23 protein-coding genes are annotated in these 23,508 nt (G+C 72.0%); 7 read left to right on the forward strand and 16 right to left on the reverse strand.

Going from position 1 to position 23,508, the window contains the following annotated elements; translation table 11 throughout:
- The first annotated feature begins 4 nt into the window (after window positions 1-4).
- Complete coding sequence (locus ACIBP6_RS45040) at window positions 5-616, forward strand: class I SAM-dependent methyltransferase (protein WP_397061175.1); 612 nt, start codon at window positions 5-7, stop codon at window positions 614-616.
- Here the strand turns inward: ACIBP6_RS45040 and ACIBP6_RS45045 are convergent.
- A complete protein-coding gene (locus ACIBP6_RS45045) occupies window positions 608-1,210 on the reverse strand; it encodes a TetR/AcrR family transcriptional regulator (RefSeq protein WP_397061177.1) in 603 nt (200 codons plus the stop codon). The two genes, ACIBP6_RS45040 and ACIBP6_RS45045, sit on opposite strands and share 9 nt — an antisense overlap.
- Before the next feature lie 55 nt (window positions 1,211-1,265).
- Here ACIBP6_RS45045 and ACIBP6_RS45050 point away from each other — a divergent pair, with 55 nt between their 5' ends.
- Window positions 1,266-2,066, forward strand: coding sequence for an SDR family NAD(P)-dependent oxidoreductase (locus ACIBP6_RS45050; protein ID WP_397061178.1), 801 nt, complete (start codon window positions 1,266-1,268; stop codon window positions 2,064-2,066).
- Here the strand turns inward: ACIBP6_RS45050 and ACIBP6_RS45055 are convergent.
- The 4 genes from ACIBP6_RS45055 to lhgO form a co-directional block, all read right to left on the reverse strand.
- Window positions 2,063-2,719, reverse strand: coding sequence for a response regulator transcription factor (locus ACIBP6_RS45055; RefSeq protein WP_132618146.1), 657 nt, complete (start codon window positions 2,717-2,719; stop codon window positions 2,063-2,065). The genes ACIBP6_RS45050 and ACIBP6_RS45055 overlap by 4 nt on opposite strands.
- A 65-nt stretch (window positions 2,720-2,784) precedes the next feature.
- Window positions 2,785-4,197, reverse strand: a complete 1,413-nt coding sequence (locus tag ACIBP6_RS45060; RefSeq protein ID WP_397061179.1) for a sensor histidine kinase — start codon at window positions 4,195-4,197, stop codon at window positions 2,785-2,787.
- The gene (locus ACIBP6_RS45065; protein ID WP_397061181.1) at window positions 4,197-4,889 is read right to left on the reverse strand and encodes a response regulator transcription factor; all 693 of its coding nucleotides are present in this window, start codon (window positions 4,887-4,889) and stop codon (window positions 4,197-4,199) included. Before ACIBP6_RS45065 ends, ACIBP6_RS45060 begins: the two co-directional genes overlap by 1 nt.
- A 17-nt stretch (window positions 4,890-4,906) precedes the next feature.
- Window positions 4,907-6,097 carry an L-2-hydroxyglutarate oxidase gene (gene lhgO / locus ACIBP6_RS45070; protein ID WP_397061183.1) on the reverse strand — a complete coding sequence of 397 codons (1,191 nt, stop codon included), beginning with the start codon at window positions 6,095-6,097 and terminating at the stop codon, window positions 4,907-4,909.
- A gap of 71 nt (window positions 6,098-6,168) precedes the next feature.
- Here lhgO and ACIBP6_RS45075 point away from each other — a divergent pair, with 71 nt between their 5' ends.
- A complete protein-coding gene (locus ACIBP6_RS45075) occupies window positions 6,169-6,531 on the forward strand; it encodes a hypothetical protein (RefSeq protein ID WP_397061185.1) in 363 nt (120 codons plus the stop codon).
- Window positions 6,532-6,770: 239 nt separating this feature from the next.
- Here ACIBP6_RS45075 and ACIBP6_RS45080 read toward each other — a convergent pair whose 3' ends face one another.
- Together ACIBP6_RS45080 and ACIBP6_RS45085 are read right to left on the reverse strand one after the other, a co-directional pair.
- Window positions 6,771-7,775, reverse strand: coding sequence for a hypothetical protein (locus tag ACIBP6_RS45080; protein ID WP_397061187.1), 1,005 nt, complete (start codon window positions 7,773-7,775; stop codon window positions 6,771-6,773).
- 21 nt (window positions 7,776-7,796) lie between these two features.
- Window positions 7,797-9,071 carry an MATE family efflux transporter gene (locus tag ACIBP6_RS45085; RefSeq protein ID WP_397061189.1) on the reverse strand — a complete coding sequence of 425 codons (1,275 nt, stop codon included), beginning with the start codon at window positions 9,069-9,071 and terminating at the stop codon, window positions 7,797-7,799.
- Window positions 9,072-9,144: 73 nt separating this feature from the next.
- On the opposite strand from ACIBP6_RS45085, the gene ACIBP6_RS45090 reads away from it, so the two are divergent.
- The gene (locus ACIBP6_RS45090; RefSeq protein WP_397061191.1) at window positions 9,145-10,125 is read left to right on the forward strand and encodes an aldo/keto reductase; all 981 of its coding nucleotides are present in this window, start codon (window positions 9,145-9,147) and stop codon (window positions 10,123-10,125) included.
- Between the two features lie 97 nt (window positions 10,126-10,222).
- Here ACIBP6_RS45090 and thpR read toward each other — a convergent pair whose 3' ends face one another.
- From thpR to ACIBP6_RS45110, 4 genes are all read right to left on the reverse strand, one after another.
- Window positions 10,223-10,780, reverse strand: a complete 558-nt coding sequence (gene thpR / locus ACIBP6_RS45095; RefSeq protein WP_397061193.1) for an RNA 2',3'-cyclic phosphodiesterase — start codon at window positions 10,778-10,780, stop codon at window positions 10,223-10,225.
- Window positions 10,781-10,842: 62 nt separating this feature from the next.
- Window positions 10,843-12,066 carry an MFS transporter gene (locus ACIBP6_RS45100; protein WP_132613368.1) on the reverse strand — a complete coding sequence of 408 codons (1,224 nt, stop codon included), beginning with the start codon at window positions 12,064-12,066 and terminating at the stop codon, window positions 10,843-10,845.
- Between the two features lie 23 nt (window positions 12,067-12,089).
- Window positions 12,090-12,542 carry a MarR family winged helix-turn-helix transcriptional regulator gene (locus tag ACIBP6_RS45105; protein WP_397061195.1) on the reverse strand — a complete coding sequence of 151 codons (453 nt, stop codon included), beginning with the start codon at window positions 12,540-12,542 and terminating at the stop codon, window positions 12,090-12,092.
- 188 nt (window positions 12,543-12,730) lie between these two features.
- Entirely contained in the window at window positions 12,731-14,173 is a 1,443-nt protein-coding gene (locus ACIBP6_RS45110) for an NCS2 family permease (RefSeq protein WP_397061197.1), read from the reverse strand.
- 82 nt (window positions 14,174-14,255) lie between these two features.
- Here ACIBP6_RS45110 and ACIBP6_RS45115 point away from each other — a divergent pair, with 82 nt between their 5' ends.
- Complete coding sequence (locus ACIBP6_RS45115) at window positions 14,256-14,462, forward strand: DUF2530 domain-containing protein (RefSeq protein ID WP_397061199.1); 207 nt, start codon at window positions 14,256-14,258, stop codon at window positions 14,460-14,462.
- Between the two features lie 112 nt (window positions 14,463-14,574).
- On the opposite strand, the gene ACIBP6_RS45120 is transcribed toward ACIBP6_RS45115, so the two are convergent.
- Window positions 14,575-17,610, reverse strand: a complete 3,036-nt coding sequence (locus tag ACIBP6_RS45120; RefSeq protein ID WP_397061201.1) for a sacsin N-terminal ATP-binding-like domain-containing protein — start codon at window positions 17,608-17,610, stop codon at window positions 14,575-14,577.
- Between the two features lie 64 nt (window positions 17,611-17,674).
- Window positions 17,675-18,475: a DUF3027 domain-containing protein gene (locus ACIBP6_RS45125; protein ID WP_132613358.1), complete on the reverse strand. Its 801-nt coding sequence runs from the start codon at window positions 18,473-18,475 to the stop codon at window positions 17,675-17,677.
- A 301-nt stretch (window positions 18,476-18,776) separates the two neighbouring features.
- Between ACIBP6_RS45125 and ACIBP6_RS45130 the strand changes: the two genes are divergently transcribed.
- Window positions 18,777-20,300 carry an MFS transporter gene (locus tag ACIBP6_RS45130; protein ID WP_397061203.1) on the forward strand — a complete coding sequence of 508 codons (1,524 nt, stop codon included), beginning with the start codon at window positions 18,777-18,779 and terminating at the stop codon, window positions 20,298-20,300.
- A 57-nt stretch (window positions 20,301-20,357) separates the two neighbouring features.
- On the opposite strand, the gene ACIBP6_RS45135 is transcribed toward ACIBP6_RS45130, so the two are convergent.
- Window positions 20,358-20,753, reverse strand: a complete 396-nt coding sequence (locus ACIBP6_RS45135; protein WP_132613354.1) for a cold-shock protein — start codon at window positions 20,751-20,753, stop codon at window positions 20,358-20,360.
- Between the two features lie 93 nt (window positions 20,754-20,846).
- The gene (locus ACIBP6_RS45140) at window positions 20,847-21,455 is read right to left on the reverse strand and encodes an HAD family hydrolase (RefSeq protein WP_397061205.1); all 609 of its coding nucleotides are present in this window, start codon (window positions 21,453-21,455) and stop codon (window positions 20,847-20,849) included.
- A 239-nt stretch (window positions 21,456-21,694) separates the two neighbouring features.
- Here ACIBP6_RS45140 and ACIBP6_RS45145 point away from each other — a divergent pair, with 239 nt between their 5' ends.
- A complete protein-coding gene (locus ACIBP6_RS45145; RefSeq protein ID WP_397061207.1) occupies window positions 21,695-22,312 on the forward strand; it encodes a TetR/AcrR family transcriptional regulator in 618 nt (205 codons plus the stop codon).
- A 52-nt stretch (window positions 22,313-22,364) separates the two neighbouring features.
- Here the strand turns inward: ACIBP6_RS45145 and ACIBP6_RS45150 are convergent, their stop codons facing one another.
- Window positions 22,365-23,471, reverse strand: coding sequence for a hypothetical protein (locus ACIBP6_RS45150; RefSeq protein WP_397061209.1), 1,107 nt, complete (start codon window positions 23,469-23,471; stop codon window positions 22,365-22,367).
- Between the last annotated feature and the right edge of the window lie 37 nt (window positions 23,472-23,508).

The following is a 23,508-nucleotide window of genomic DNA, read 5'->3' on the forward strand; positions in this document are numbered from 1 at the left end:
GGTCATGGACATCAGACGCATTCTCGTGACCCAGTTCGGCCATCCCCGGGGCGCGGCCGGGCGCGTGGTGGGCTGGGTGCTGGCGCACCGCCCGTCCAACCGCCGGCGTAACGTCTGGGCCGCCGGGCTGCTCGGCGTCCGGCCCGGGGACAGGGTTCTGGAGATCGGGTTCGGCCCCGGCATCGCGGTCGCCGAGCTGAGCCGCCGGGTCGGCGACTCGGGGCACGTGTACGGGATCGACCGTTCCGCCGTGATGCTCCGGCAGGCGTCCAGGCGCAACGCCGCCGCCATCAGGGCCGGCCGGGTCACGCTCACCCTGGGCGAGGCGGAACGGCTGCCGCTCGACGGCCCGTTCGACGCCGTCCTGGCCGTCAACACCCTCGGCCACTGGACGGCCCCGGCCGAACGGCTCGCGGACCTGCGCGCACGGCTCGCGCCCGGCGGGCGCATCGCCATCGTCTCCCAGCCGCGCGCAAAGGAAGCGACCAGGGACACCTCGCTGGAGGCCGCCCGCCGGATCGGCGACCTGCTCGTGGCGGCCGGGTTCAGCGCGACGCGGACCGAGCTGCTCGACCTCGACCCGCCCGCTGTCTGCGTCCTGGCCGACTCACCCTGACGCGGGGTCGGCCAGGGCCTGGAAGAGCGACTCGACCCGCCCGGCGAGCTCCTCGGGCTCCCCTTCGGCCAGCGCCGTCGTGCCGAGGACGCTGCGCATCAGCCACACTCCCGCCTGGACGGCGAGCATCAGCTCCGCGCTGACCCCGTCGGACAGTTCTTCGGTGAGGTGCCGCCCGGCGTGCCGGGCGATGGCCTCGCGCATGATCGCGGCGGCGCTCGGGTTGGCCGCCGACCTCAGCAGGAGCAGGAACGGCCCGAGCTCCTCCGCGTCCGGGGCCGTCCGTGTCACCAGCGCGCGGGCGGTCGCCCGGGGCAGGTCCGCGCCCGTGCCGGAGATGACCGTGCGCGGGGCGAAGGCCACGTCGACGGCCTCGGCGAACAGCCGCTCCTTCGACCCGAAATAGCGGTTGATGAGCATCGCGGTCACGCCCGCGTTGCTGGCGATGTCGCGTACGCCCACCCCGTCGTACCCGTGCCGGGTGAACGCGGCGACCGCCGCGTCCAGGATGGCCTGCCTGGTGACGGCGGCGTCGCGGCGACGCGCGCCGCGGCCTTCCTGCTCGGTCGGGTCGCCGGGGGTGCTGTCGGTCATGTCTACAAGTGTAGACTCAGAAAGAAGTCTACGACTGTAGACATGGGAGGACACCATGGATCTGCACCTCACAGGCAGGCGCGCGCTGGTCACCGGCGCCAGCTCGGGCATCGGCGAGGTCATCGCCAAGGCGATGGCGGCCGAGGGCGCCGACGTGGTCGTCCACGGCCGCGAACGCGTTCGTACCGAGGCCGTCACCGCCGCCATCCGCGCGACCGGCGGCACCGCCCGCGCCGCGATCGGCGACCTGACCACCGACGCTGGCGCCGACGCCGCGGCCGAGGCGGCACTCGAAGGCGGCCCGATCGACATCCTGGTCAACAACGCCGGCGCCTACCCCAGCCGTACATGGGAGGAGGCCACCGAAGACGACTGGCGCGAGCTCTACGAGACCAACGTCATCTCCGTGGTCCGCATGATCAAACGGCTGCTCCCGGGCATGCGCGAACGCGGATGGGGCCGCTTCATCCAGATCGGCGGCGGGCTCGCCCTGCAGCCGGGCGCCGACCTGCCCGACTACAACGCCAGTCTGGCCGCCCGCCACAACCTCACGGTGTCACTGGCCTGCGAGCTGAAGGGCAGCGGGATCACCTCCAACACCGTCGCCCCCGGCGCCGTCCTGGTCGAGACCACCCGGCGGCTGTTCACGAAGCTCGCGCCGGCCCGCGGCTGGGGCGAGACGTGGGAGGAGATCGAGCCCCACGCGATCGAGCACGTGGCGCCCAACGACATCGGCCGGTTCGGCCGGCCCGAGGAGATCGCCGCCGCGGTCCTCTACCTCAGCGGCCCGCTCGCCGACTACGTGACCGGCACCACGCTCCGGGTGGACGGCGGCACCATCCTGGGCGTCCACTAACCGGCGGGCGGCTCCCGCAGCACGTAGCCGACGCTGCGCAGGGTGTGGATGAGGCGGGGCTCGACGTCGTCCACCTTGCGCCGCAGGTACGACACGTACGACTCCACGACGCCCGCGTCGCCGCCGAAGTCGTAGTTCCACACGTGGTCGAGGATCTGCGCCTTCGACAGCACGCGCCCGGCGTTGACCATGAAGTAGTGCAGCAGCTTGTACTCGGTGGGTGACAGGCGCACCTGCCGGCCGCCGCGCCAGACCTCGCGCGACTCCTCGTCCAGCTCCAGGTCGGCGACCTTCAGCCTGCTGACGGGGGCGGCCTCCCCCTGCGTACGCCGGAGCACGGCCCTGATCCTGGCCTGGACCTCCTCCAGGCTGAACGGCTTGGTCACGTAGTCGTCGCCGATCCGCAGCCCCGCGATCTTGTCCTCGGTGGCGTCGCGCGCGGACAGGAACAGCACGGGCGCGGAGATCCGCTTGGCCACCTCGAACCCGTCGAGGTCGGGCAGCATCACGTCGAGCACCACGAGGTCGGGCGAGGCCCGCTCGGCCACCTCGACGGCCTCCTGCCCGTCGGCGGCGGTGAGCACCTCGAACCCGGAGAAACGCAGGCTGGCGGAGAGCAGATCCCTGATACTGGGCTCGTCGTCCACGACCATGATCAGCGCCTCGGGCTTCGTCACCCGATCAGCGTGACGCAACGACCTGAGGTTTTCCTGAACGGTCACTCCAAGGCGAGTGGGAGTTCCACCCGGAAGGTCGAGCCGGACTCGGGCGAGCTCTCGACCGTGACCGCGCCCCCGTGGGCCTGGACGAGCGCCTGCACGATGGCCAGCCCCAGGCCGCTGCCCCGGTCCTCGGCGGAACGGCGGCGCGAGCGGGCGGAGTCGGCCCGGTAGAACCGTTCGAAGACCCGCTCGACCTGCTCCGGCGTGAGGCCGGGGCCGTTGTCGACGACCTCGATGAACAGGGTCTCGGCATCCGCCCCGGCCCGGACGACGATCGGCGAGCCGGGCTCGGTGTGCACGATGGCGTTGGTGACGAGGTTGCTGATGACCTGGCGCAGGCGCACCTCGTCGCCGGAGACGATGAGGGCGGCGCCGCCGACCACGTCCAGCTTGATCGCCCGTTCGGGGGCGAGGATCCTGGCCTCCTGCACGGCGTCGGCGGCCAGGGCCAGCATGTCCACCGGACGCGTCTGGAGCGGCCGCTGCTGGTCCACCCTGGCCAGCAGCAGCAGGTCGTCCACCAGCAGGCTCATCCGGCCGGCGGCCTGCTCGACGCGCTGCATGAGCTCGGCGGGGTCGGCGCCCGGGTTCTGGCGGGCGTACTCGGCGAAGCCCAGGATCGAGGTCAGCGGGGTGCGCAGCTCGTGGGAGGCGTCGCCGACGAACTCGCGCATGCGCAGCTCGGAGCGCCGGGCCGCGGCCTCCGACGCCGACCGCGCCGCGAACGCCGTCTCGATCTGCGCCAGCATGCCGTTCAGCGACGTGGCCAGGCGGCCCACCTCGGTACGGGGGTCGCCGTCCGGCACCCGGCGGCCCAGCTCGCCGCCCGCGATGGCCTCGGCCGTGCGCTCGATCTGGGCGAGCGGGCGCATGCTGCGGCGGACGATGGTGATGCCGACCACGGCCAGGATGAGCAGGATGCCGCCGCCGCCGAGCAGCTCGATGAGCACGAGCCGGGTGGTGATGGCGTCGACCTCCTCCAGGTCGACCGCGACGACGAGCGTGCGGCGCTGCACCTCGCTCTCCAGCACCCGCCATTCGCCGTCTCCGGTGACGGCCGGCGCGGTGTAGGGGTCGGCGCCCGGCGAGGGCGACAACACCGGTTTGGGCTTCAGGTCGACGTCGCGGTCGTCGAGCATCGGCTCGAACACGCCGCCGGGCTCCTTGACCAGCACGACCGCGTCCGACTCGATGGTGATCGGCCGGTCGGCGGTCTCGCGGTCCTTCTTCCAGTCGCTCAGCACCTTCTTGTGCATGCGGACGCTGAGCAGGCTGAGCTGGCTGTCGACGCGGTCGATGAGGTAGCCGTGCAGCACCGAGACGCTCACCAGGCCGATGAAGCTCAGGCCGAACCCGAGCAGCGCCAGCATGGCCGCGATCAGCTTGATCCGCAGCGGCAGGCCGCGCATCAGGGGCCCGGTGGCAGGCGCAGGACGTAGCCGACTCCGCGCAGCGTGTGGATGAGCCGGGGGCTGCGATTGTCGATCTTCCTGCGGAGCACCGAGACGTACGACTCGACGATGCCGACCTCGCCGCGGAAGTCGTAGTCCCACACGTGGTCGAGGATCTGCGGCTTGGACAACACCCGGCCGGGGTTGGTCATGAAGTAGCGCAGCAGCTTGAACTCGGTCGGCGACAGCGCCACCGCGTGCCCGCCGCGCCACACCTCGTGGCTCTCCTCGTCCAGCTCGATGTCGGCGAACGTCAGCCGGGGCGGCGGCGCCTGCCCGTCGCCGCTGGTGCGGCGGAGCACCGCGTGGATCCGGGCGACGACCTCCTCCAGGCTGAACGGCTTGGTCACGTAGTCGTCGCCGCCGATCGTGAGGCCGCGGATCTTGTCCTCGGTCTCGTCACGGGCGGTCAGGAACACGACCGGCGTGCGCACCCCGCCGCCGCGCAACCGCTTGACGATCTCGAACCCGTCGAGGTCGGGCAGCATCACGTCGAGCACCATCAGGTCGGGGCGGTGCCGTTGAACGGCTGCGACGGCGTCCTGACCGCTTTTGGCGGTGGTCACGTCGAAACCCGCGAACCTCAGGCTCGCGGCGAGGAGTTCGAGGATGTTGGGGTCGTCCTCGACGATCAGCAGGCGTGATTCCATCACCACCTAGGATGCCCTCATCGGACGAGTGCTGGGACAATTCCGGCAATATGCCGGGCGATCGCCAGGCTGGACGTGGCCGCCGGCGAAGGGGCGTTCCTGACCAGCACCACCCGGCCCTGGACGTCCACCACGAAGTCGTCCACCAGGCGGCCGTCCCTGGCGACGGCCTGCGCGCGGACGCCGCCGGGAGCCCGCACGAGGTCCGCGGCGGTGAGCTCGGGCACATAGCGCCGGGCTCCCCTGACGAACGCGCCCTTGACCAGCGAGCCGTAGGTCTCCCTGATCCCGGTACGCCAGTGGGTCCTGGCCATGCGCAGCGTCCCCGGCCAGCCGAGGATCCGCCCGGCGTCGCGGAAGCCGCGCCCGTCGTACGCCTCGTAGGCGAGGGCGAGCACCGCGTTCGGCCCCACCAGGACCTCGCCGCCGATCTGCCGGGTCAGGTGCACGCCGAGGAACGGGTAACGCGGGTCGGGCACCGGGTAGATCAGGCCCCTGACCAAATTCCTGGCGGCTCCTTGGAGCGCGTAGAACTCGCCCTTGAACGGCACGATCCGCACCTCGCCCGGCGCCCCGGCCATCCGGGCCACCGCGTCGGTGCCCAGCCCGGCGCACACCACCAGACGGTCGAAGGCGAACCCGCGCCGCCCGGCCAGCACCTCCACCCGTCCGGCCCGTTCCCTGATGGCCCTGACCGGGTGCGAGAGATGCACGGAACCGCCCAGCTCGGCCACGTCCTGGGCGAGCCTGCGGGCGACGGCCGGGAAGTCGCAGACGGCGGTGTGCGGCGAGTGCACGGCGGCGACGCCGACCGCGTGCGGCTCGATCTCGCGCAGACCGAGCGCGTCCAGCTCGGCGATGCCCGGCACGCCGTTGGCCCGCGCCCGCTCCGCCAGCGCGCGCAGCTGCGGGCGCTCGGCGCGGGTGGAGGCCACGACCAGCTTGCCGACCTCGTCGTACGGCAGGCCGTGGGCGGCGCAGTACTCCTTGAGCAGCGCCACGCCCTCCCGGCAGAGCCTGGCCTTGAGCGAGCCGGGCTGGTAGTAGATGCCCGCGTGCACGACGCCGCTGTTGTGGCCGGTCTGGTGGACGCCGACGCGCTCCTCCTTCTCCAGCACGGTCACCTCGGCACCTCTGGCGGCGGCCAGCTCACGCGCCACCGCCAGCCCGACGATGCCCGCGCCCACGATCCCGATCTTCTCCGTCACACCTCGATTTTCCGGCCTACCGCCTCATCCCGCCATATCCGGACGAATCGAACATGAGTACGATGTTTCCCATGTACGTCCCGCCGGAGTGGCCCGCCGAGGTCCGCCCGCCCAGCGTTCCTGACTGGGAGACCTCGGCCGTGGCCTGGCTGCTCGACGCGGTGCCGCCCGACTACCGGGCGTACGAGGTGCTCAAGCGGCACCCGGTGGCGCTGGCCGCGATGGCCCGGCACCACGTGAACTCGGCCGTCGAGGCCGCGCGCGCCGGCTACCGGGCGGCGGCGGTGGACCTGAAGGGCCACCTGCCGCCGCACGCCATCGAGGCCGTCCTGGACACCTACCGCCAGGAGGGGCCACGGCTGGTGCGGCTGTCCCGCTCGATCTCCGCCGTCGAACGCGCCCTCCGCGGCGACCTCTTCACCTCCCGCCGCTGACCGCTTCACGGCTCCGCACGGTGGGCTTTTCCTTCACGGCTCCGCACGGTGGGCTTTTCCTTTACGGCTCCGCACGGTGGGCCCCACCCGCCGACCCGGCTGCCCGACCTTCCAGGGAGACGCTCACCAGCCTCACCGCCACCCCACCGCAACGCCGCCCGTGCACCCTGGCCTCCGCGAACAAGACCAACTTCAAAAGGGACATCAGCCCACAACGGCGGTGAGCGGTTCTGAGGCGGTCAGCGGGTGCGGCGGGCCAGGAAGGTGATCACGCCGATGGCGGCCACGGCGGCGGCGAGCCAGATGAGTACGTCGTTGGCCGTCAGCCCCGCGCTCCGGGAGGCGGCCACCGGGGTCGACTCCTCCTCGACCGGTGTCGGCGTCGGGGTGGGGGTCGGCGACGGGCGGGCAGCGGCCGGGAGCGGGACGCGGTAGACCGGGCTGCGCGCCCCCTCCGACCCGGTGAGCAGCGCCGACCCGTCGCGCGTGTACGTGATCGACTCGGCCTGCTCCAGCTCCGGCATCGTCACCCTGGTGATCTGCTCGCCGGAGGGCCGGTAGAGGGTCGCCGAGAAGTAGGTGCGGATGACGTACGAGGAGCCGTCGGGAGCGTAGGCGGCGTCCGTGGCCATCAGCGGCGCGTTCGCGACCTTGCGCAGCACGTTGACCCGGTCGGCGCGCAGCCGCTTCGGCGCGGCGTACACCGAGCCGGCGAACTCCTTCGACACCACGTACAGCCGTCCGGTCCTCGGGTGGACCATGACGCCCTCGGCGTTGCGGGCCCCGTCGGCGTACCGGAACCGGTAGCGGGTGGCGGGCAGCGTGGCGTCGCCGAGCGTGCGCGGCTCCATCACCTTGTAGACGGAGATGTCGGGCCAGGCGCCGTCGAGATTGTCGCCGATGTCGGCGAACCAGAGCACGCCCCGCCCGCTCTCCGGGTCGCGGGTGGCGGCCATGGCCTCCCAGTCGCGCGCCTCGGCCCCGCGCACCTGGAACGTGCCCAGCGTCCGCCCCCCACCGTCGACGGCGTAGAACGTCGGGGTGTCGGCGCTGTCGTTGTGGGTGTAGTAGACGTCGTCGCGCGTCGGCGACACGGCCAGCCCGCTCGACTCGGTGATCCCCGCGTCCTTGAACGTGAACAGCCGCTGTGGCCGCTCGTCGTCAGGCGCCGCCCAGGCCGGGGCGGCGGGCAGCAGGCAGAGCGCCGCCACGACGGCGAGCATCCGGATCACGACTTCCCCCACGCCGCCATCATGCCCCACCGGTCACCCGGCGACGTGATCCCGCGCGCCGACCCGGGCGCTGTGGCGGTGGAAGCCGGCGCCCTGGAGCACGAGCAGGAGCCCGTTGGCCACCGCCAGGGCGGCCCACAGCCCGGTGATGCCCCACGTACGGGCCACGGGAACGGCGGCCACGACGAGCAGCCCGTACCCGATCGCGAAGAACAGCAGGCTGGCCGACGAGCGCTTGAGCGCGGTGAGACCGAAACCCTGCACGGCCTGGGCCGCGTCGAGCACCGACGCCAGCGACATCAGCGGCAGCAGCGCGAGCACGCGCTCCCGCACCGCCGGGTCGGCGGTGAACAGCCCCACCAGCGGCTGCCCGAGCGCGAGCAGCAGGGCGGCCACGACGAGCGTCCCCACGACGGCGAGCAGCGCCGCGGTGCGACTGGCCCGGCGCGCTCCGGCGGGGTCGGCGGCGCGGGCCACCTCGGGCACCGAGACCTGGGCGACGGAGAGCGAGACCATCATGATCAGGCCGGTGAGCGTGGTCAGCACCGCGTGGGCGGCCGTGTCGCGCGCGCCGGTGGAGCTCGCGGCGAAGGTGACGACCGCCAGCACGCCGAATTTGATCAGCACGGTCCCCGCCAGCGGGATGCTGACCTTCGCGAGCGTGGCGATCTCCCGCACCCGGGGCCGCGCCTGCCCGACGGGCCGTCCGAGCGCGCGGCGCAGGAGGCCGGCGGCCACGACCGCGGCCACCACGCCCGAGACCGCCCAGGCGATGCCGACCCCCGTCAGCCCGAGCGACGGCACCAGCAGGGCGGACAGCCCGCCCAGCCCGACGGCGTAGACGAGGGTCGGCCACAGCACGTTACGGGGCCGCCCGAGCGCGACCAGGATGGTGCTCGTGCCCCCGGTGGAGGCGAAGACCAGCAGGTACACCGCGAGGAACCAGGGCAGCGCGCCCATCTCGCGGACGACCTCACCGGGCACTCCGGTGGCGCCGGCGAGCAGCGGCACGCTCAGCACCGCGAGCGCGCCGAACGTCCCGGCGACCATGCTGAGCCAGCGCGCGTCGCGGACGACCGGCACGGCCGCCCCCGGATCGTCGCGGTACGGGGCCACGAACGGCCCGAGCCCGCGCAGCGCGCCCTGGACGGCGGCGCTCGCCGGGTTCAGCACGGCCGTCACCAGCGCGAAGGCGGCGAGCGTGACGGTGTCGTGGTGGCCGAGCACCGACGTGACAACCAGCGTTCCGACCATCCCGGCGATCATCGCCGCGAGGAGGGGGAAGGCGGCACGCAGCAGACTGATCATGACATCGGAATATTCAGGATCATGAAAGAAATCTATGGCCTGGAGTGCACTCCAGCTTCCTAGGGTGAGACACATGGACTACGTGAACCTCGGACGCAGCGGTCTGCTGGTCAGCCCGCTCTGCCTCGGCACCATGAACTTCGGCCCCCGCACCTCGGAAGAAGACTCCTTCGCGATCATGGACCGGGCTCACGAGCTGGGCCTGAACTTCTTCGACACCGCCAACACCTACGGCGGCAAGAAAGGTGAGGGCGTCACGGAGAGCATCATCGGCCGGTGGTTCGCCCAGGGGGGCGGACGCCGCGAGCGGACGGTCATCGCGACCAAGCTCTACGGCGACATGGGCGACTGGCCCAACGAGCGCCGGCTTTCCGCCCTCAACATCCGGCGGGCCTGCGACGCGTCCCTCAAGCGGCTGCGGACCGACTACATCGACGTCTACCAGGCCCACCACGTCGACAGGAACACGCCGTTCGAGGAGTTCTGGGAGGCCATGGAGGTCCTGCGGCAGCAGGGCAAGATCCTGTACGTGGGCTCGTCCAACTTCGCCGGCTGGCACCTCGCCAAGGCGCAGGAGAGCGCGGCCCGGCGGCGGTTCATGGGCCTGGTGAGCGAGCAGTCCCACTACAACCTGCTCACCCGCGCGGTCGAGATGGAGGTGCTGCCGGCGTGCGAGGACTACGGGATCGGCGTGATCCCGTGGAGCCCGCTGGCGGGCGGCCTGCTCAGCGGCGTGCTGCGCAAGCTCGACAGCGGCGCCGACACGGGCCGCTCGGTCGCCGACCACATGGTCAAGCAGCTCGAGAAGCACCGCGACAAGATCGAGCAGTACGAGAAGCTCTGCGACGAGCTGGGCCAGCACCCGGCTGACGTGGCCCTGGCCTGGCTGCTCAAGCAGCGGGCGGTCACCGCGCCGATCATCGGCCCGCGCACGATGGAGCAGCTGGAGAACAGCCTGCGGGCCCTGGAGATCGACCTGGACGACGCCGCCCTGGCCCGCCTCGACGAGATCTTCCCGGGCCACCGCACCGCGCCGGAGGACTACGCCTGGTGAGGCTCAGCTGAGCAGGGCGCCGACCACGACGATGAGCAGGAGCAGGCCGAGCACGATCGGCAGCAACCAGGGGCGAGGACGGTCCACGACCTGGAGCCTAGCCGCGCGTGGAGGGTGCCAGCGCCCATTCGGCGAGTGACTCGTACCTCACCTGGGGCCCTGTGTGGCTGCGTACGAGACGGACACGCTCCGCCCGCCACGGCGAGCCGCTGAACCCTTCCAGCGACTCCACCAGCGGGCGGAGGTCCGTCTCGATCTTGGCGCGGGCCAGCGTGAGGTGCGGGTGGAACCGCTTCTCGTCGGTCTGCGTCGCCCCGGCCCGCCGGGCGCCCGCCTTGACCGAGTCGGCCAGGCGCGCCATGGAGTCGCCGGTGACGCCCACCCAGAAGACCCGCGCCCGGCGCAGCGACGAGAACGCGCCGAAGTGGTCGAAGGCCAGGTGGGCCACCGGGTGGCGGTGCACGGCGCGGGCCAGGCGCTCCTCCAGCTCGGGCAGCGCCGCCTCGGGCACCTCGCCGAAGAAGCCCAGGGTGATGTGCCAGGTGGCCCGGTCGGGCCAGCGCAGGCCGGGCACTTGCCCGACGTGGGGGGCGATCGCGTGCGCGATCTCGTCCAGCACCTCGTCGGGCGGCACCACGGCCGCGAACAACCTCATGGTCCCCGATTGTGCCGCCGCCCCCGGCCGGTCGGCGCACCGGCCCGCCGGGGGGACATGACTCATGCGACGGCGAGGGCGGGCTTGCGCACCCGCGAGCTGATCAGCCGCGTCATGACCACCGCCAGGCCGGTGCCCACGAGCACCAGGGCGCCGGACAGGATCACGCCGACCCGGGGCCCGCCCAGGTCGGACAGCCAGCCCACCAGCGGCGCGCCCAGCGGCGCCCCACCGGTGAACACCAGGAAGTAGATCCCCATGACGCGTCCCCGCATCTCGGGGGACGTGGCCATCTGCACGCTCGCGTTCGCCGCCGTGTTGATCGTGATCAGCGCGATCCCGGCGGGCACGAGCAGCATCAGGTAGGCGGGGTAGATCGGGGCCAGCCCGGTCGCGATCTGGAACAGCCCGAACCCGAGCGCCCCCGCGAACAGCACCTTCCGGGTCGGCTTGGCCCGGCGCGCGGCGACCAGCGCCCCGCCGAGCGCGCCCACGGCGAACATGCTGGAGGCCAGCCCGAACGACGACGCGTCCGCCCCGAACACCTCGCGGGCCATCAGCGCGATCGACATCGAGAACGACTGGGAGAACATCGACACGAACCCGATCAGCAGCACGGGCATGAGCAGCTCGTCGCGCTGGAGCACGTACCGCAGGCCCTCGCGGAGCTGCCCCTTGGCCCTGGGCACGGGCTCGGCCGGGTTCAGCTCGGACGAGCGCATGAAGACCAGGCTGGCGATCACGGCGAGGAAGCTCAGCGCGTTGAGCACGAAGAGCGGTCCCGGGCCGCCGAGCAGGTGCATCAGCACGCCGGCGAGCGCCGGACCGGCCACGCGGGCCAGGTTGAAGATGGAGCTGTTGAGCGCGATCGCGTTGGGCAGGTCGCCGCGTCCGACCATCTCGACGACGAACGCCTGCCGCGTCGGCACCTCCACACAGGAGATCATGCCGAGCAGGAACGCCATCAGGTTCACGTGCCAGACCTCGGCGGAGCCCGTCAGCGTCAGCGCGCCGAGGGTGAGGGCCAGCAGGCCCATGAGCGTCTGGGCGGCGACGAGGATGGGCCGCTTGGGGTAGCGGTCGGCGATCACGCCACCGAACAACCCGAACAGCAGCATCGGCAGGAACTGCAGTGCGGTGGCCGTGCCGAGCGCCGATGCGCTGCCGTTGGTCAGGTCGAGGACCAGCCAGTCCTGGGCGGTCCGCTGCAGCCAGGTGCCCGTGTTGGTGACGATGCTCCCGGCCGCGTACATGCGGTAGTTGGGAATCTTGAGCGACCGGAACATCCCGGTCTTGGGTTCCTCAGGCTCTAGATCTTGCTGAGCTTCTCCAGGATCGGCGCCGCCTGCCTGAGTATCGACCTCTCCTCCGGCGACAGCTCCTTCAGCCGCTGTGTCAGCCACGCTTCCTTGCGCCGTCGCTCCTCCTTCAGCAGCTTCTCGGCGGCCTCGGTCACCGACACGCTCACCTGGCGCCGGTCGGTCGGATGCGGGGTGCGGGCGACCAGGCCGCGCTCCTCGAGGGCCGCGATCACGCGTGTCATCGAGGGCGGCTGCACTTTCTCGAGCTCGGCCAATTCGCCGGGGGTTATCCCGGAATGCCGATCCACCGCGGCGAGCGTCGCGAACTGCGTGGGCGTCAGCGAGTGCGCCGCCGCTTGGCGCCGCAGACGCCTGTTGAGCCTTGTCAGCGAAACGCGCAAGGCGGAAGCGAGACCTGCGTCGCTGCGCAGGTCCGTCTTGAACGGGGTTCTGGTTAGCATGAGTCATTACCTTTGCTAACTATAAGGGAACTCAAGATATTTCCCAACGTAAGCGTCTCACCCTTTGATACCCGAAGCCGCCCCCTGCGTGCGCATGGGACGGCTTCGGATGCGACGGTTTCTCAGCCGGCCAGGCGCCGGCGGCCGTCACGGACGACGCGAACCGCGAGCGGCAGGACGACCGCTGCTCAGGACAGCCCGAACAGGATCTTGATCGGGCCGATCGCGAAGTAGAGCACGAAGAGCGCCGTGACGCCCCACAGCAGCGGGTGGATCTCCCGCGCCTTGCCCTTCACGATCTTGATCAGCACGTACATGATGAAGCCGACGCCGATGCCGTTCGAGATCGAGTAGGTGAACGGCATGATGACGACCGCGAGGAACGCCGGGATCGAGATCTCGTAGTCGTTCCAGTCGATGTCGCGGATCGACGTCATCATGAGGAAGCCCACGACGACCAGGGCGGGCGCCGCGGCCTCGTACGGCACCATGGTCACGAGCGGTGCGAAGAAGATCGCGACGAGGAACAGCAGGCCGGTGACCACGCTCGCGAGGCCGGTCCGCGCGCCCTCGCCGACGCCGGCGGCCGACTCGATGTAGGTCGTGTTGGAGGAGACCGAGCCCGCGCCGCCCGCCGCCGCGCCGATCGAGTCGACGAGCAGGATCTGCTTGGTACGCGGCAGCGCGCCGTCTTCGCCCACCAGGCCCGCCTGGCGACCGACGCCCACGACCGTGCCCATGGTGTCGAAGAAGTCCGTGATCAGCAGCGTGAACACGAACAGCCCCGCCAGCAGCAGGTCCACCCGGACGAAGCCACCGAACGGGTCGAACTCGGTGAACAGCGTGAGCGGGTTGTGGAAGCCGAAGGGCTCGCTGGGCACGACGGGACGGTTGAGCTGGAAGCCGCCCGGGTTCTCCGGCGAGGCGCTGCCCACCTGGGCGATCGCCTCGACGACGAACGCCAGGACGGTCGAGCCGACGATGCCGATGAGGATGGCGCCCTTGACCCGCCGCGCCACCATCGCCGCCGTGGCCAGCAGGCCGACGACGAAGACGAGGATCGGCCACGAGGTGAGGCTGCCGGCGATGCCCATCTCCAGCGGCGTGCCCTCGGCCCTGCGCACGAAGCCGGCGTCCACGAAGCCGATCAGCGCGATGAACAGGCCGATGCCCACGCTGATGGCGGTCTTGAGCTGGGCGGGGATGGCGTGGAAGATAGCCGTGCGCAGGCCGGTCAGCACCAGCAGAGCGATGATGACGCCCTCCAGGAAGACCAGGCCCATGGCCTCTTCCCAGGTCATGACGCTGGCGATGTTGAAGGTCACGAAGGCGTTGAGCCCGAGCCCGGCCGCCATCGCGAACGGCACGCGGCCGACGACGCCCATGAGGATCGTCATCACGCCGGCGACGAACGCGGTGCCGGCCGCGACGAGCGCCACGTTGGGCGCGCTGCCGTCGCCGATGTACTGGCCCTCCACGTCCTGTCCGTTGGCGATGATGAGGGGGTTGAGCACGACGATGTACGCCATCGTGAAGAACGTGGCCAGGCCGCCCCGGATCTCACGGGCGATGGTCGAGCCTCGTGCGGAAATTGAGAAGTATCGATCTATTGCGCTACGTGTGTCGCTCACGCGGCGAAGAGTGACAGTTGCGGTGACCTGCGAAAAGAGTCAGTAATGGGATCGAGACCCGATTGGAAGCTAGTCTGGACACGTGAAGCAGCAGTGGCATCCCGACCCGGAGCCGATCAAGACCAACGACCTCACCACCGTCGCCGCCGGGACCGCCGTGTGGGCGGTCGCCCTGGTCTTCCTGCTGATCTTCCGCCCAGCCCCGGAGAACACGTGGTGGATCTGGACCTGCGTGACAGGGATCGCGTTCGGCTTCTTCGGCATGTGGATGGTCCGCCGCCGCCGCTGACGCGCCCGGACCAGCCCTGACAGCCCGCACACCAGGCCAGCCCTGACAGACCGCCACCGGGCCGTCCGCGACGGGCCGCTGCGGGCGGCCCGTCAGACGGCGGCTCGCCGGCTCAGGACAGATCCGCCTCGGCCAGCAGCAGCGGCACCGCGGCCGGATCACGCAGCAGCGCGGCCACCGCGAGCCGGTCGTTCCACTGCCCGGTGGCCCAGGCCAGCCCGCGCGCCAGCCCGTCGACGCCCGTGCAGTGCACCGCGCCCTCGAAGTAGCGCCACGCGCACGCCACCCCGTCGACCAGCAGCTTGTCGTGCTCGACGTACGTCTCGGGCGCGTGGGGCAGCAACGACCGCACCTCGGCCGGCACCGGCCGCACCGCCCCCTCGGAGGTGACCTCCCCCGGTGTCAGCTCACCGGCGAGCGGCAGGTCGAGCAGCTCCGACAACGCCTCGGCCAGGTCGTACGGGGCCAGCACCAGCGGCCGGTCGGTGACGAGCTGCAGCAGGTCGGGCGCCTCCACCACGACCGCGTCGTCGGCGGAGGCCACCACGATCGAGCCGCCCAGCACCGCCCGCACCCGCGACGGCGGCGCCACCCGCGACGGGTCGACGGCGGCCAGCGCGATCCACAGGGCGCGCAACTGGGCCCGGTCGACCTCGATCGACTCGTCGGCCATCAGGTCGAGCAGCTCCTCCGGCCCGCCGTGCGAGGTCAGCAGCTCGGCCAGCGTCGTACGGACGCCGAGCATCGCCAGCGCCGCCTCGTCGAGGCCCGCCGGCGCGTCGGCGTAGAGGCCCTGCAGCAGCGGGTCGGCCCCGGGCAGCCGCAGCTCCAGCGGCTTGCGCCCGCCGAGCACGGAGTGGTGGGCCAGCCACCACGCGGTGTAGGACGGCACCTCCACGCCCTCGACCCGCAACGGGTGGAGGGCGGCCCGCAGCGGCGGCCTGGCCAGCAGCTCAAGCGCGGCCGGCCAGTCGGCCACCAGCTCCAGGTCGCGCACGGCGGTGAACTCGGGCACCAGCGGCGGCACGTCGAGATCGGGCAGCAGGTCGAGCACGTGGTCGAGCCACTCGGCCTCGCCGTCGAGGTCGTGGTCGCATTCGTCGGGATCGAGCAGCACGTCGGACTCGTGCACCATCGCGAACCCGTCGAGCACCCCCGCCGCGGCCAGCACCCGCGCGCCGTAGGTCTCCTCCAGCTCGGACGCCGCCACCCCGAGATGGGTGTCGGCCTCCAGCAGCCCGGCCAGCGCGCCGCCGGCCAGCATGAGCTCGCCGGCCGGGTAGATCTCGCCGTCGGCGCCCGGCAGCGCCAGCTCGGCCAGCCACGGCGCCTCGCCGGGGGCCAGCCCGGCCGCGTCGACCAGCGACAGCACCGCCCGCGCCACCGACTCGGGGTCGGGGCTGTCGAGCGACTGCGCGACGGCCGCCTTGGTCAGCGGATCGTCGAGGATCGTACGGGGCGTGGCCTCGGCGGCGCCCAGGCGCAGCAGCGCCGGGTGGGCCGCCTCCGGGTGCACGATGCGCAGCCCGAGCGGCGTCAGGTCGAGGTCGGCGCCCCCGTCGGTGAGAATGAGCGTGCCGCGCGGCCCGCGGACGAGCCGCCCGTCGGTCAGCGGCACCGGCAGCGCGCCGAGCGACTCGGGGTCGTCGGCGGGCAGCACGTCGTAGAGCGAGCGCCACCACGACGGCTCGCGCGCCTCGACGGCCTCGCCCGACAGCAGGTCGACCACGTCGGCCAGCTCGACCCTGCGCACGCCGAGCGCGGACATGGCGGGATGGCGAGCGGGCCAGCCGGCCGGCAGCAGCCCGGGGACGAAGGCGGCGACTGTCTCCAGCAGCTCCGCCGTCGCGGACGGCACCACGGCCGCCTCCCGGCCCGCGACCACCCAGCCGTCGCCCTCGGGCTCGCGCGCCGGATGCTCGACCAGCCACTCGGCGTCGGGCTCGTAGACCGGCGACTCGGCGAACGACGGCGTCTGCACGGCCGGGGCGGGCGCGGACAGCGCGGGCAACAGCGGCGTGGCAGGCAGCCGCGCCAGGACGGCGCGGCGGATGCGGGCGTCGAGCTCGCCCTTGCCCAGAAAGGACGGGACGAGGTCGAGCAGCTTCGGCGTGCGCGGCAGCTCGCGCAGCAGCCGGACGTAGGCGTCGGCCACCCGCTCCACCAGGAAGTCGGCGAGCGGCCCCTTGGCGACGTGGCGCCGGTCGGTGGCCATCGGGAACGACGCGATCAGCAGGGCGGGCAGGTCGAGCGGCTCGTCGCTGGGCGTGGGCGCGTGGACCACGGGCGGCACGGTCTCGGGCAGCGGCCCCGGCTCGCCGGTGCCGGTGACGGGCACCGCCCAGCGCAGCGACCAGAAGGGGCGCGCCCGCTCCTCGGTGGGCCGGTCGGCGAAGAGCCGGCTCACCTCCTCGGGGGAGAACGCGCCGGACTCGGACACGACGTGCCAGCCGTCGGCGACCACCTTGCGCGTCTCGCCCTCGACCTCGATCTCGATGACCTCGAGCGCGGGCATGCCGATCAGCAGCGCCGGGCTGGTCTCGGCCAGCATGCGCCGCACCACCTCGACGCAGGCCCGGTCGCGCAACGGCAGCCGGACGATCGTGTCGAACCCCTCGGGCACGTCGATGGGCGGCGGCTCGTCGAACGGCAGCCGCAGCAGCGGCACGTGGCCGCCCCGCCCGGCCAGCTCGCCGGCGAGCGCGGGGATCTCGGCGACCAGCGCCGCGGTCTCCGTGCGGGACCAGCGGACGGCTCCGACGCCGCGTGAGCCGATGGAGGGCGCGTCGCAGACGGAGACGACCGCCGCGAAGCCGACGCCGAACCGGCCGGCCGCGCCGCTCTCGTCGCGTTTGCCGGAGGCCCGCAGGGTGGACAGGCTCTCCACACCGGTGGCGTCGAGCGGGGCACCGGTGTTGGCGGCGGTCAGCATGTCGCCCCGCAGCGTCAGCCTCAGCACTCCCGGCACACCCGCCCGCAGGGCCGCGTCGGCGGCGTTCTGCGCCAGCTCGACGATCAGCCGGTCGCGGTAGCCGCCGAGCGCGAAGTCCTCCTCCGCGTTGGCGTCCTCGCGGAACCTGGCGGGCGAGGCCGTCCACGCAGCGAGGACGGTCGCTCGCATCCGGTCAGTGCCGTAGGTGTCGCTCATCTGTCACGATCCTGGTTGTGGGTTGGGGGCCACCGTAGGGTAGCGGCCTTCACCGACACTCAGATCACGAATGCCCGAGCTCCTCCGAGGCGGACTCGTCGACCGATCCGGCCTCCTCCTCCATGAGGTCGTAGCCGAGATCGTCGAGGATGGGGATGGCCTGCTCCACGGGCGGTGGCAGCACGGCGGCCTCGGAGTGGGCGCCGCAGCCATGGTCGGCGGCCACCACCTTGCCGTCGTCGGGGGCGTACTCGTTAGAGCAGACTCCGAACATCTGCCGCAAGCTGCCCGCGAGCTGCCAGTAGAAGCCGCAGGTGGAGCACTGCGCGGGAGCGGCGTGTGCGATCGGTGTATGCGGCCCGTGCTCGCCCGAGTGCCAGCGTCTGGCCGCCCGGTCCTTGCCGATGGCCGAGAGCACACGTGCTCGGCCCAGGCCGTACTCGAAAACCGTCTGACGCTCTGCGTCGTCGGCGGTGTCGGTGAAACCGGGGACGAGCCGGTCGTCGTCTTCGGGGGTGGGCAGCAGGTCGCCCACGCCGAGGTCGCCGGGGCGCAGCCGCTCGCTCCACGGCAGCCACTCGGGCGCCAGCAGCGCGCCGGTGCCGGGCAGCAGGACGGCCTCGCTGACCGTCACCTTCTTCGCGCGCGAGGCGCGCGTGACGGTGACGGCCCAGCGCCAGCCGCGGTAGGCGCGGTCCAGGCAGGCGAAGTAGTGGGTGACGATCCGGTCGCCTTCGCTCTCGTAACCGAGGTGCTCGCCCGGCTCGCCCGGGCGCGCGAGCTCCTCGGCCGCGGCACGCGCCAGATCGACCGCGGCGACACAGGCCTGGTCGGGAGCGGAGACGCGGGCCCTGGTGCGGCTCATCGGGCAGCCTCCGCCGAAAGGTGCTGTTCGCTCACACTTCATTCTCACCCATCCCAGGACCTGCGGGCGCCGACAACCGCGGATCTCCCACCGAGAAGGCGCCGAATCGGCCCTGCGAAGGCGTTGCCCCGGAGACCTCGGATCTCCCGCGGCGGCTCGTCCGAATCGCCTCGGGACCAGCGTCTCCCGGGGACCTCGCGTCCCCTGCGGAGACGTGTCCGCATCGGGCCGGGGGCGGCGTTGTCCGGCAACCTCAGATCTCCCGCGGAGAGGGCCCGCGAATCGGGTAAGACTGGTAGGCGTGGAGCGTGGCTGGGAGCGGGCACGTGAGGTGTCCCGGCGGATGGCGCACGGCGTCGCCGACGCCGGGCGCGCCTGCGCGCGCGCCGGCAAGGCCACCGTGGGCGGCACGGCGCGGGCCGGCCGGGTCACCGCGACCGGCGCCAGGAAGGTCGGCCACGCCGCCCGCAAGCTCACTTACGCCAACGGCGCCGGCCGCACCGGGCTCGGCCGGCTGATCGAGCTGTCGGCCGGCAACAGCGCCTGCGACGCGATGGTCACGGTCGCGCTGGCCAGCACGGTGTTCTTCGGCGTGCCGGTCGGCGAGGCGCGCGGCTCCGTCGCCCTCTACCTGGTCATCACGATGCTGCCGTTCGCGCTGCTGGCGCCGTTCGTCGGGCCGATCCTCGACCGCTTCAGGTCGGGGCGCCGCTACGTGATGGCCGGCACGCTGTTCGGGCGCGGCCTGCTGTGCTTCGCGATGGCGGCCGCGGTGGGCCCCGGTGACCTGCCGACGCTGTTCATCGGGGCGCTCGGCGTGCTGGTGCTGTCGAAGGCGTACAACGTGTCGCGGGCGGCGATCATGCCGAGCGTGCTGCCCGCCGACATCACTCTGGTGTCGGCGAACGCGCGGGTGGCGCTGTTCACGCTGGTCTCGGCCGGAGTGCTGGTGCCGGTCGGCGCGGGGCTGACCGCGTGGCTGGGCAGCGCCGCCGTGCTGCGCGTCGCGATGGTGGCCTTCCTGCTGCTCGGCGTGGCCGCCGTACGCCTGCCGCGCCACATCGACTCGCCCGACCTGGAGGAGGAGGGCGCGGCCCCGCGCTGGCGCACCCTGCTCAAGGTCGGCCCCGCGGTGGCCGAGGCCGTGTGGGCCAACGTGGCCGTCCGGGTCTTCTCCGGGTTCCTGCTGTTCTTCCTGCTGTTCCTCGTGCAGGACGGCGCGGTGCCGTGGCTGGCGGCCGAGGAGCCGTGGGCGCGCGACCCGTTCTTCGACATCCCCAAGACGATCGCGCTGCTCGCGGGGGCGGCCGGGCTGGGCGGCCTGCTCGGAGCCGTCGTCGCCAACTGGACGCGCAACCACTCTCCGCAGGTCATCGTGCTCATCACGCTGGCCGTCACGGCGGTGACCACGGTGGTCTCCGCGATCCTCTTCGGCGTGTGGACGGCCCTGGCGATCTCGCTGGTCGCGGCGTTCGCGCAGGAGCTCGGCAAGCTGGCGCTCGACGCGATCGTGCAGCGGGAGATCGGCGAGGAGGTGCGCTCGTCGACGTTCGGGGTGGTGGAGGCGGTGCTGCAGCTCGCCTGGGTGTCGGGGGGCCTGGTCGGGCTGGTGCTCTCGCTGACGCGCAGTTCCACGGCGGGGCTGGCCACCCTGGCCGCCGCCCTGGTGGCGGCGCTCGGCTGGCTGCTGCTCTCCCGTCGCAGGCGGGTGCGCGCCACCGAGGACGATCTCCGCCGCCGGCGCGCCGAGGCCGCCGCCCACTCCGACCAGCACCGCACCGACACCCTCGACCCGACCAAGCCGCTCACCAACCCCAACGGCTGAGCGTCCGCCCCGGCGCCGCGGCCGGACGAGCCGGCCGCGGGATCGGGGCGCCCGGAGTCAGTCCTCCAGGTCGTCGGCCACGGCCCGCAGGACCTGGGAGATCTTCTTGGCGTGGGCGGCGTCGGGGTGCTTGCCGCGTCGGTACGACTCCGAGACGACGTCGAGCAGTTTGATGAGGTCTTCGACGATGACCACCATCTCGTCCGGCTTCTTCCGCCTGCCCTTGGGCTTGGTCTTGGCCAGGGTCGGAGGTTGCTCAAGGATCCTCACGGACAGGGCCTGCTGGCCCCTGCGGCCCTCGGCCACGCCGAACTCCACCTTCTGGCCGGGCTTCAGCGGGCCCGCACCGGGAGGCAGCGCGGATGAATGCACGAAGACCTCACCGCCGTCGTCGCGGGTGAGAAAGCCGAAACCCTTGTCGGCGTCGTACCACTTGACCTTGCCACTCGGCACAGGACGACCTCGTTCAAACAGTCGAGAAGAAGGACGGATGGATGTAGGTTATGCCCCGCGAAGCGCCAGGGCGAGCGGGTAAATGCCGGGGAATTACCGGGCCTCGTGGTGTTCGCGCCAGGCGGTGAACCAGGCGCCGAATTCGGTCAGGTCGCCCAGCGCCACATCCGCACCGTGATCACGCAGCTCTCCCACCGTGTAAGGGCCGGTCGCAACTGTCACGCTCACGGCGCCGCCGGCGCGCGCCGCTTCGATGTCCGCGACATGGTCACCAACATAAGCCGACGCGCCGAAGCGCGCGAGTGCCGATCCCTTGGCGGATCCGAAAAGGGAACCGACCACTTCGTCCACGTCCAGCTTGAGCGCGGTGACCGTGCTGACCGCGTCGCGGACGTTCTTGCCGGTCACCACGATGACCTGGCCGCCGGCCCGGCGTACGGCGTCGACGGCCTCGTGGGCGCCGGCCATGGTGGTGTGCGCAGGAACCCCCATTTCCGGATAAATCTGCCTATAGAGGTCGGCGGCTGTGGGGACCTCCGCGGCGGGCAACCAGTTGGCGAGCTCCGCCTCCAACGGCGGCCCCAACCTTCGCACGATGGCCGCGCTGTCAAATGGCACGCCCAATCGCACGGCCAGCTCGTCGTAAACCGCCGCGATCCCGGAACGCGTGTCGGCCAATGTCATGTCCAGGTCGAATCCCACCGATGGCGTCACCCCAGCAGGATGCCAAACCAGCCCCTTGACCGCGTAACGAGCATTGTTCTGGAAGCCGGGGAATGAGAAGAAAGGAATTGCTCGTCGCAGAGGCGCCGCGGCCGGCGAACGCGCGCCAGACCGGCCCGCCGACCGCACGGATCCGCCCTTCGCCCCGGCTCGGGCGGTCCGCAGCCAAAGGGCCTTTCCCCACCGACTACTCTCCTTACGGAGGTATCAGCGTAGATATGAGCAGATCGACCCGTGAGCGGATCATCGACGAGGCCCTGCGGCTCTTCGCCGAGCGTGGCTACTCGGCGACGTCCGTGGCCGAGATCGAAGCCGCCTCGGGGCTGTCCCCTGGCGCCGGGGGTCTCTACCGGCACTTCAAGTCCAAGTACGAGGTGCTCGCCGCGGCGATCAACGAGCACGCCGCCCGCACCCGCACCCAGGTGGCCGGCAGCCTGGCCGAGCTGAACGCCATGGAGACGTCGGTGGCCCTGGAGGAACGCCTGTCGCACGTGTGCCGGGCCGGGCTGGCGAAGGTGCGCGAGGAGTCGGAGCTGACCCGGGTCTTCTTCCGCGACCTCAGCCAGTTCCCCGAGCTGGTCGCCGTCGTACGCGAGGGGCTGCTGCAGCCCATGTTCGACGCCATCGTCACCTGGTTCCAGGACCAGCCGGAGTACCGCGACGCCCAGATCGACTGGACGGGCATCGCGGCCGTGCTCGGCGGTTCCGTGGTGCACTACCGGCTCTTCCAGGAGACGGTGGGCGAGATGCCGGGGTACGCGGAGAAGGACCGGTTCGTCGCCGCCTGGGTACGGCTGGCCGTCGGCCTGCTCCCGAGCCCCGCCCCAGTGAGCTGACACCCCAGCCGGCGTCTCAGCCGGCGTCTCAGCGGATGTCTCAGCCGATGTCTCAGCCGGCGTCGAGCAGCCGGTAGGCCAGCCAGACGACGCCCAGCCCCGTCCCGACCATGAACATCGTGCCGCTGACGTCGAAGAACTGCGCCACGAACTCCCCCAGCCCGGCGTCCACCCCGACGCGCACGCCGCCGACGACCACTCCGCCCACGGAGTAGCCCAGGATCGGCGCGCCGATGCCGAGCAGCTTGTCGCGCAGTTTCCAGCTCTCGCTGATCAGCACCATCGTGGCGGCCGCCGCCCAGACCACCAGCGGCACCGGGAAGATCGCCAGCGGCCGCAGGTCGAACGGCACCAGCAGCGCCGCCACCACCAGGAACACCATCGCCGCCGCGTCGCGCGGATACTCCTTGAGCAGGGTCCTGGCGTCCCGCCCGCCGGTGGCCATCGGGTTGGCCCCGGCCATGGCGAACCGGCGCAGCCCCGCGAACGGCATCCCCCGGCCCCTGCTCAGCCGCTCCCCCGCGACCCGCCGATGCTCCCGCACCCCGGGCGGCAGCCCGGCGTCGTCCGCGACGGCCGGGAACCGCAAGGTCACCTCCCCGGGCGCGGAGTCCCCGAACGCTTCGGACGCGAAGCCCGCGGAAGCGGCCGCCGCGGAAAAGTGCGCGGCCGAAACAGGCGGGCTCGAAACAGGCGGGCTCGCGACAGACGGGCTCGAAGCGGTCGAAGCAGGCGCGGTCGAAGCAGGCGCCGGGATCGGCGAAACCGAAGCCGGCCCGGAGATCGGAACGGTGGAAGCCGGTCCTGTGCCCGGCGCGGCGTCGTCCGGCCAGGTGGTCGTGACGGCGGCGCCGGGAGCGGCCGTCGGCGTGGTCGTGGTGGCGGCGCCTGGAGCGGCCGGCGCCGGGTGGCGTCTGGTGGGCACGCCGGCCTCGGCCAGCCTGCGCTCCTCCCGCTCCACCAGGGCCACCGGATCCCCGAACCTGGCGAGCACCTTGGCCACGTCGCGCGGGTTCCGGCTGCCGCTCCGCTCCGCCTCGATCCTGGCCCGCAACCGCCGCGAGAAGTCGAGCCGCTGGTCAGCCCTCAGCACGCCGTGGGCGGCGTCGGCCGCCTTGGAGACGTAGTTCAGCACGAGCTGGTCGGCGCGCTCTGTCACGTCTAGCAATGCTGCCCCAATCAGGGGGGACATACCA

It is taken from the genome of Nonomuraea terrae, from assembly GCF_044465245.1.
Lineage (GTDB): Bacteria > Actinomycetota > Actinomycetes > Streptosporangiales > Streptosporangiaceae > Nonomuraea > Nonomuraea terrae.

Excerpts from the sequence above, each read along its gene's own strand:
- ACIBP6_RS45040 (WP_397061175.1), top strand. The coding sequence starts at position 5 with ATGGACATCAGACGCATTCTCGTGACCCAGTTCGGCCATCCCCGGGGC.
- ACIBP6_RS45045 (WP_397061177.1), bottom strand. The coding sequence starts at position 1,210 with ATGACCGACAGCACCCCCGGCGACCCGACCGAGCAGGAAGGCCGCGGC.
- ACIBP6_RS45050 (WP_397061178.1), top strand. The coding sequence starts at position 1,266 with ATGGATCTGCACCTCACAGGCAGGCGCGCGCTGGTCACCGGCGCCAGC.
- ACIBP6_RS45055 (WP_132618146.1), bottom strand. The coding sequence starts at position 2,719 with ATGGTCGTGGACGACGAGCCCAGTATCAGGGATCTGCTCTCCGCCAGC.
- ACIBP6_RS45060 (WP_397061179.1), bottom strand. The coding sequence starts at position 4,197 with ATGCGCGGCCTGCCGCTGCGGATCAAGCTGATCGCGGCCATGCTGGCG.
- ACIBP6_RS45065 (WP_397061181.1), bottom strand. The coding sequence starts at position 4,889 with ATGGAATCACGCCTGCTGATCGTCGAGGACGACCCCAACATCCTCGAA.
- ACIBP6_RS45075 (WP_397061185.1), top strand. The coding sequence starts at position 6,169 with ATGTACGTCCCGCCGGAGTGGCCCGCCGAGGTCCGCCCGCCCAGCGTT.
- ACIBP6_RS45085 (WP_397061189.1), bottom strand. The coding sequence starts at position 9,071 with ATGATCAGTCTGCTGCGTGCCGCCTTCCCCCTCCTCGCGGCGATGATC.
- ACIBP6_RS45090 (WP_397061191.1), top strand. The coding sequence starts at position 9,145 with ATGGACTACGTGAACCTCGGACGCAGCGGTCTGCTGGTCAGCCCGCTC.
- thpR (WP_397061193.1), bottom strand. The coding sequence starts at position 10,780 with ATGAGGTTGTTCGCGGCCGTGGTGCCGCCCGACGAGGTGCTGGACGAG.
- ACIBP6_RS45100 (WP_132613368.1), bottom strand. The coding sequence starts at position 12,066 with ATGTTCCGGTCGCTCAAGATTCCCAACTACCGCATGTACGCGGCCGGG.
- ACIBP6_RS45105 (WP_397061195.1), bottom strand. The coding sequence starts at position 12,542 with ATGCTAACCAGAACCCCGTTCAAGACGGACCTGCGCAGCGACGCAGGT.
- ACIBP6_RS45120 (WP_397061201.1), bottom strand. The coding sequence starts at position 17,610 with ATGAGCGACACCTACGGCACTGACCGGATGCGAGCGACCGTCCTCGCT.
- ACIBP6_RS45125 (WP_132613358.1), bottom strand. The coding sequence starts at position 18,475 with ATGAGCCGCACCAGGGCCCGCGTCTCCGCTCCCGACCAGGCCTGTGTC.
- ACIBP6_RS45145 (WP_397061207.1), top strand. The coding sequence starts at position 21,695 with ATGAGCAGATCGACCCGTGAGCGGATCATCGACGAGGCCCTGCGGCTC.